5 protein-coding genes are annotated in these 6,482 nt (G+C 74.4%); 3 read left to right on the top strand and 2 right to left on the bottom strand.

Annotated features, from left to right (window positions below):
- A partial coding sequence (locus AOK09_RS32560) for an RICIN domain-containing protein (protein WP_169797092.1) occupies positions 1-653 on the top strand: 653 nt, incomplete at its 5' end.
- A 314-nt stretch (positions 654-967) separates the two neighbouring features.
- On the opposite strand, the gene AOK09_RS32555 is transcribed toward AOK09_RS32560, so the two are convergent.
- A complete protein-coding gene (locus AOK09_RS32555; RefSeq protein WP_055590818.1) occupies positions 968-1,405 on the bottom strand; it encodes a hypothetical protein in 438 nt (145 codons plus the stop codon).
- Between the two features lie 201 nt (positions 1,406-1,606).
- Positions 1,607-3,136 carry a helix-turn-helix domain-containing protein gene (locus AOK09_RS32550; protein ID WP_055590817.1) on the bottom strand — a complete coding sequence of 510 codons (1,530 nt, stop codon included), beginning with the start codon at positions 3,134-3,136 and terminating at the stop codon, positions 1,607-1,609.
- 262 nt (positions 3,137-3,398) lie between these two features.
- Between AOK09_RS32550 and AOK09_RS32545 the strand changes: the two genes are divergently transcribed.
- Both AOK09_RS32545 and AOK09_RS32540 read left to right on the top strand, forming a co-directional pair.
- Entirely contained in the window at positions 3,399-4,766 is a 1,368-nt protein-coding gene (locus AOK09_RS32545; protein ID WP_055590816.1) for an SWIM zinc finger family protein, read from the top strand.
- Between the two features lie 291 nt (positions 4,767-5,057).
- On the top strand, positions 5,058-6,482 hold a 1,425-nt coding region (locus AOK09_RS32540; RefSeq protein ID WP_245687589.1), incomplete at its 3' end, for a DUF6493 family protein.

The following is a 6,482-nucleotide window of genomic DNA, read 5'->3' as shown; positions in this document are numbered from 1 at the left end:
CGGCGGTGCTGATCGGCCTGGCCGCCGCCGTGGTGGTCGCCGCCACGCTGCGGGTCACCGAGGCGGGCGCCGACCCGCACGGCGGCGCGGTCGGCGCCGCCACCGGGCTCGCCACCACCGCTGCCCCGCCCGGCCCGACCGGCTCCACCGCTCCGGCCGGCACCCTGCTCCCCGAGCCCGCACCCGGTACCTTCCGCACGGAGCTGCGCAACGCGGCCACCGGCGGCTGCCTGGACGTCCGGGGCGGCTCGGCCCAGGAGGGCGCCGACGTGGTCGCGGTCCGTTGCGACGGCGCGGCGACCCAGCAGTGGGCGTACGGCGCCGATGCGCTGCTGCGCAACCTGGGCGACCCGCGGCTCTGCCTGGACTCGCGCGGCGACCCGTCGCTGGGCGCCGGCCTGGGCCCCTGCCCCACCGCTGGGACGGCGGACCGGCTGCGCTACGAACTGACCGTCCAGGGACTGCTGGTGCCGAGGATCGCGCCGACCCTCGCCCTCACCCCGCTCACCCGGGGCGACGGTGCCGAAGCGGTGCTCAAGGTGCGTACGGGCTCCGCGGAGCAGCGCTGGCTCGCCCGGCCGGGCACCGCGGTCGGGGCTGCGGGCCTGGCGAGGAGCGCCGACGACGGGTGGGCCCATCCGCCGAGGCCGTGATCCCCCGCCGGCTGCGGTCCGCGCCGGGGCTGCCGCGGTGGGCAGCCCGGCGCCGCCGCCGGACCGCCCGGCCCGGGAGGCGTTGACCCCGCGAGTCGGCGACCCCGAGCGCGTTCGAGAGCTTCGGCCAACCGGCGGGCCGGCCAGGGGTATTCGGTGGCCGTCAGGACCTTCGCGCCGGGGGTCGTGGCGCCTCGGGCGCGGGTCCTTTACGGCGACGACCTGATCACCGCCGTCCCTCGCATCATCCGCAAAGGGCTGATCGTCCGCAGGTCCGGTGCGTACTACCGGCGGAAGGTGGTTCGATGCCGGGCTCAGGCCGGTGGGGCCGGTTCTGGCCAGGAGGCGAGCCGGGCCCGTGCCTGCTCGGCGATCACCGGCCACGGGTCGTTGACCAGCCGGGCCACCGCTGTCCGGGGAGAGTTGCGGTGTGCGGCGACGGTGTGGCGGACAGCGTCATGGGGGTCGTCCACCGACTGCTCCAGCAGTTCGGGCGGGCCTGCGTTCTTGCTGAGCACCCGCGAGCGCACCCGCCAGTCCGCGTCCCGGATCAGCTCGGCGAGGATCTCCACGGGCGCGGTGCGGTTGTGGGCGGCCCAGAACCGCATCTCCGGATGGTTGCGCACCAGCTCCCACCACACCGGCAGCGGCATCGCCGCCCACGCCGAGCGGTCGTACTCGGCGGGGTCCTCACTCAGACGCAGCCGTATGAACTCCTCGACGGAGGTGATCTCAGGGAAACGGTCGGGCATGGCAGGAAGGTAACCCACGACGTCCAGGACGGACGCCGAACCGTCAAGACCGCCGCCGGCAGTGCAGGCTGCGTCACTGCCCGGCCTTCTCGTGTGCTGAGGCCGGCGCGGCAGTCCGCGACCGAGGCGCGGCCCGTTTCCGCAGCTGCGGTGCCCACCGGTCCGGGCCGCGGCGCCGGCCCGGACCGGCCGGTTCGGGCGTCAGATGTCGCGGAAGATCTCGATCTGGGCGCCGACCGAGTTGAGCCGCTCGGCCAACTCCTCGTAACCGCGGTTGATGACATAGACGTTGCGCAGCACCGAGGTGCCCTCAGCCGCCATCATCGCCAGCAGCACCACCACCGCCGGCCGCAGCGCGGGCGGGCACATCATCTCCGCCGCACGCCACCGGGTCGGACCCTCGACCAGCACCCGGTGCGGGTCCAGCAGCTTGACCGCGGCGCCGAGCCGGGTGAGCTCGGTGAGGTAGATGGCCCGGTTGTCGTAGACCCAGTCGTGGATCAGCGTGGACCCCTGGGCCGAGGCCGCGATCGCTGCGAAGAACGGCACATTGTCGATGTTGAGCCCGGGGAAGGGCATCGGGTGGATCTTGTCGATGGGGGAGCGCAGCTTCGACGGGCGCACCGTCAGGTCCATCAGCCTGGTGCGGCCGTTGTCGGCGGTGTACTCGTGCCCCCGCTCGTGGTCCAGACCCATCTCCTCCAGCACCGCCAGCTCGATCTCCAGGAACTCGATCGGCACCCGGCGGATCGTCAGCTCCGAGGAGGTCACCACCGCGGCTGCGAGCAGACTCATCGCCTCCACCGGGTCCTCGGACGGCCAGTAGTCCACATCGCGGTCGATCCGCGGCATACCGTGCACGGTCAGGGTGGTGGAGCCGATGCCCTCCACCTTGACGCCCAGTTCCTCGAGGAAGAAGCAGAGGTCCTGCACCATGTAGTTGGAGCTGGCGTTGCGGATCACCGTCACGCCGTCGTGGCGGGCCGCCGCCAGCAGCGCGTTCTCGGTCACGGTGTCGCCGCGCTCGGTCAGCACGATGGGGCGCTGCGGGGAGACGCCCCGGTCGACCTCGGCGTGGTAGATGCCGCCGGTCGCGGTGATCTCCAGGCCGAAGTGGCGCAGCGCGCTGACATGCGGCTGCACGGTGCGGGTGCCCAGGTCGCAGCCGCCCGCGTACGGGATGCGGAAGCGGTCCGCGCGGTGCATCAGCGGACCCAGGAACATGATGACGCTGCGGGTGCGGCGCGCGGCGTCGGTGTCCATCTCGGCCAGCCGCAGCTGCTCCGGGGGGTCGATCTCCAGGTCCCGGCCGCCGTTGATCCACCGGGTGCGGACGCCGATGCTGGCCAGCACCTCCAGGATCCGGTAGACCTCCTCGATCCGCGCCACCCTGCGCAGGGTGGTCCGGCCCGAGTTGAGCAGGGCGGCGCACAGCAGGGCGACACAGGCGTTCTTGCTGGTCTTGACGTCGATGCTGCCGGAGAGGCGGCGCCCGCCCACGACCCGCAGATGCATCGGACCCGCGTATCCCAGGGAGACGATCTCGCTGTCCAGGGCCTCGCCGATGCGGGCGATCATCTCAAGGCTGATGTTCTGCCCGCCGCGCTCGATGCGGTTGACCGCACTCTGACTGGTGGCCAGCGCCTCCGCCAGCTGCATTTGGGTCCAGCCCCGGTGCTTGCGGGCGTCCCGGATGAGCCTGCCGATGCGAGCGAGGTAGTCATCTGTCACACCAGAACCGTATCTCACATCTGAGATGAGGACTCGGCAGGGGGCCGGCGGGCCCCGGAGCGGCGGAACGTGGGTGGCGCCCGGTGAGGCATCCGGCGCACACCGGGGACGGGGCACCGGGCCTGGTGGAGGCCGGATGTCACCCGAACGTGTCGGAGGCCTTCCGGAAGCTGCGGAACACGGGCCCGTGGCTGCCGGGAAAGGTGCACGGACGGCGCCGCGCGCCGAGGGGCTGTCAGTGGGCTCGCCTATGTTTCCGGCCATGACGCAAGCCGTACAAACGTACGCCTATCTCCGCCCGTCCGCTGTCCAGAGCGCCCCCGGCGGCAGCAGCCTGGCCCTGGAGACCTCCGGCGGGGCGACCCCCGCGGGCCTCGTCGCCCACCCGCGCTTCTTCGACGGCTTCCTCACCAGCCCCCAGGCCGCCGCCGCGGCCCTGCTGGCGGTGGCCGACGTGGCAGCCGCCCGCTACTACCGCCCGCTGTTGCCGGCCTCCCTGGACCCGGTGGTCACCGGCAACGGCGACCGGCTGCGGTTCGAGTCCTTCTCCGGCTGCTGCGGTGTCTACGCACGGCTCGACGTGCTCTCCGCAGGCCTGGACGGCGACGACATCGGCCACGGCACCACCAATGTGGACGTCAACAACCCGCTACGGGATGCGCTCGCCCGCATCGGCTCCGCCGACCCGCTGCACCTCAGGGTGGGACCGGACGACCTCACCGTCACCACCTTCGACGGGCCGGTGGTCGAGAAGAAGGTCCCGCTGCCCGACCGCTGGCTGCGCGGCTTCGCCGAGACCCAGGTCATCGCCGCCGGCTTCGACCTGCGTGCCGAACTCCCCGCGGCCGAGGCCGTGCGCTTCCTGCGCGCCCTGCCGCGCGGCGGCGCACGCGGTGCCTCCGGCGGCGCCCAGTGGGTGGTGCCCGCCGGCCGTACGCTGCGACCCACCACCCGGCCGGTGCCCGGTGCGGTCTGCCTCCCCGGCCCCGAGCGGCTGGCCGCCCTGCAGCGGGTGCTGCGGCATGCGCTCGCCCTGCGGGTGTACGGGCCCCCCGTCGCCGCCCACGGCGCGTCCGCCGCCTCCGCCTGGGAGGTCGAACTGCCCGGGATGCGACTCACCCTGACCCTCTCCCCGGACGCCTCGCGCGGCTTCTCGGGAGAGGGGGCGGTGCTGGACGCCCTGGCCACCGGCGAGGCGGCCGAGGACGCCGAGCTGGTCTCCGTGCTGCTCGCCTGGGAGCCCAGGGTCGATGTGGCGGACCTCGCCGCTCAGTCCGGACTGACCCCCGAGCGGGTACGGGCGGCGCTCACCCGCCTCGGCACAGCGGGCCGCATCGGCTACGACACCGCCGAGGCCGCCCACTTCCATCGCGAACTCCCCTACGACGCCGAGCGGGCCGAGCGCCACAACCCCCGGCTGCGCGCAGCGCGGGCCCTGCTGGACGCGGGCGCCGTACGGCTGGACGACGAAGCCCTGGCCACCGTCACCGTGGACGACCACCACCATCGGGTCCGCTCCGCGGACGGGCGGCTCAGCTGCACCTGCCTGTGGTGGGCCAAGTACCGGGGCGGGCGCGGGCCCTGCAAACACGTCCTCGCCGTCCGCATCCTGCGCCGCACCGCAGGCTGACCGGCGGCGTCCCTCCCCCCGGGTGCCCGGCGGCACGGGCACCGGACGGTGTGCGGCGCTGCGCGCTCACCCCGGCCGGGTCGTGAAGCGCGGCCCGCACACCCCTTCCGGCAGGCTCACCCGCTGGTTCCACGAACACCCCGGCCCCGCCCTCGCGCTGACCTCGCCGTCGCCACCGCCGGGCCACCGGGCCCGCAGCCACCGACCGGGCACCGCGACCCCGTCCCCCCGTCCTCCCGTCCTCCCATGTCACCGACCGACCGCTCCCGACGAGCAGCAAGGCAGGCTCCCATGTCCACCACCGACGCCGCCCCGCAGGCGGCCCCCGACTCCGGCAGTGAGCACCCCGCAGGCGGGCTGCGGTCCCGGATGGCCGGGGCGCTGGCCAGGATGGTCCCGCGGGGCACCGGCACGGCTCCGCAGGACGCCGCTCCGCCGGCCGCCCCAGGCATGCGGCTGGTGACGGCCGTCCGGGAGGGCCGCGCCGAAGAGGTGCTGCGGCTGCTGCCGGAGCTGGACCAGGCCGCCCGCCGCGGCTGCCTGCCGCAGCTCAAGGAGATCCGCAAGGAGCTCCGGGGTCAGTGGGGAGACGCGGTCCGACGGCAGAGGGCGGCGCTGCTGCTGGCCGGCGCGGGCTGCACCACCGGGGCGGTGGCGGCGGCCCAGTGGATCGCCCGCGGTACCCGGGACGGCCTTGCGGAGTCCGACTTCCCCGCGCTCATCAGGGTCTTCGCCGCGCACGACCCGGCATGGCAGCAAACGGTGGCCTGGCGGCTCGCCGACCGCCCGGAGTCCGCGTGGGGCTGGGGTGAGTATCCGCTGGTGGAGTATCTGCTGCGGACCACCGGCAGCGCCGTGCCGACCTCCGATCCCTGGGTGAGCCGCTGGGCCCAGGACCGCAGCTGGCAGCACCGCCGACCGGATGCGGCCGGGGAGAGCTGGCGGGCGGCCCTGCCGTCCGGCACCACACTGGTGGAACGGCTGCGGGCCGACAGCTGGCTTCCCGTACTGGCACCCCGGCTCTTCGAGGTGGCCGACATCGGCACCCTCCTCAATGCGCGGTGGCGGCGCGACCACGCCGACGACACCTGGCCCGGGGCGCTCGCCCGGCTCGCCGAGGAGGGCGTGCTGGACCGCGCGGACCTGATCGACCGCTGCCTGGCCCGACTGCTGCGCGGCGGACGCCCCGGAGAGATGCGCAGCTTCCTGGATGTCCTGGAGGCGCTCGCGCCGACCCCGGACGAGCAGGCGGACCGTGTGCCGACCTACCTGCGGCTGCTCCCCGACGCCCACTCCACGGTCGCCGGACACGCCCAGCAGGTCCTGGTCGCGCTGGACGACGCGGGCCGGATCGACGCCGAGCAGCTGACCGAGGCCTCCCGGGCCGTGCTCTTCCGCAGCGAGAAGAAGCTGGTCCGCGCCCAGCTCTCCTGGCTGGACCGGGCCGGCCGCCGCGACCGCTCGCAGGCGGCAGCGGTGGTGCTCGCGGCCGCCGACGCGCTCGGCCACGAGGACACCGCGATCCAGGAGCGCGCCCTGAGTCTGATGGCACGTCATATAAAGCACGCGGGCGACGGAGTGCTGCCCGAGCTGCGCGCCGCCGCCGACGGCCTCGACCACCGGCACCAGGCCCGCGCCGCCGAACTGTTCGGCACCACGCCCCTCGGGGCGCCCGCCGACGAGTCCGCCGATCTGCTGCCGCCCGCCCCCGTGCCG

It is taken from the genome of Peterkaempfera griseoplana, from assembly GCF_001418575.1.
Taxonomy (GTDB): domain Bacteria; phylum Actinomycetota; class Actinomycetes; order Streptomycetales; family Streptomycetaceae; genus Peterkaempfera; species Peterkaempfera griseoplana.
This window is presented reverse-complemented; position numbering and strand designations above follow the sequence as displayed.

Excerpts from the sequence above, each read along its gene's own strand:
- AOK09_RS32545 (WP_055590816.1), top strand. The coding sequence starts at position 3,399 with ATGACGCAAGCCGTACAAACGTACGCCTATCTCCGCCCGTCCGCTGTC.
- AOK09_RS32555 (WP_055590818.1), bottom strand. The coding sequence starts at position 1,405 with ATGCCCGACCGTTTCCCTGAGATCACCTCCGTCGAGGAGTTCATACGG.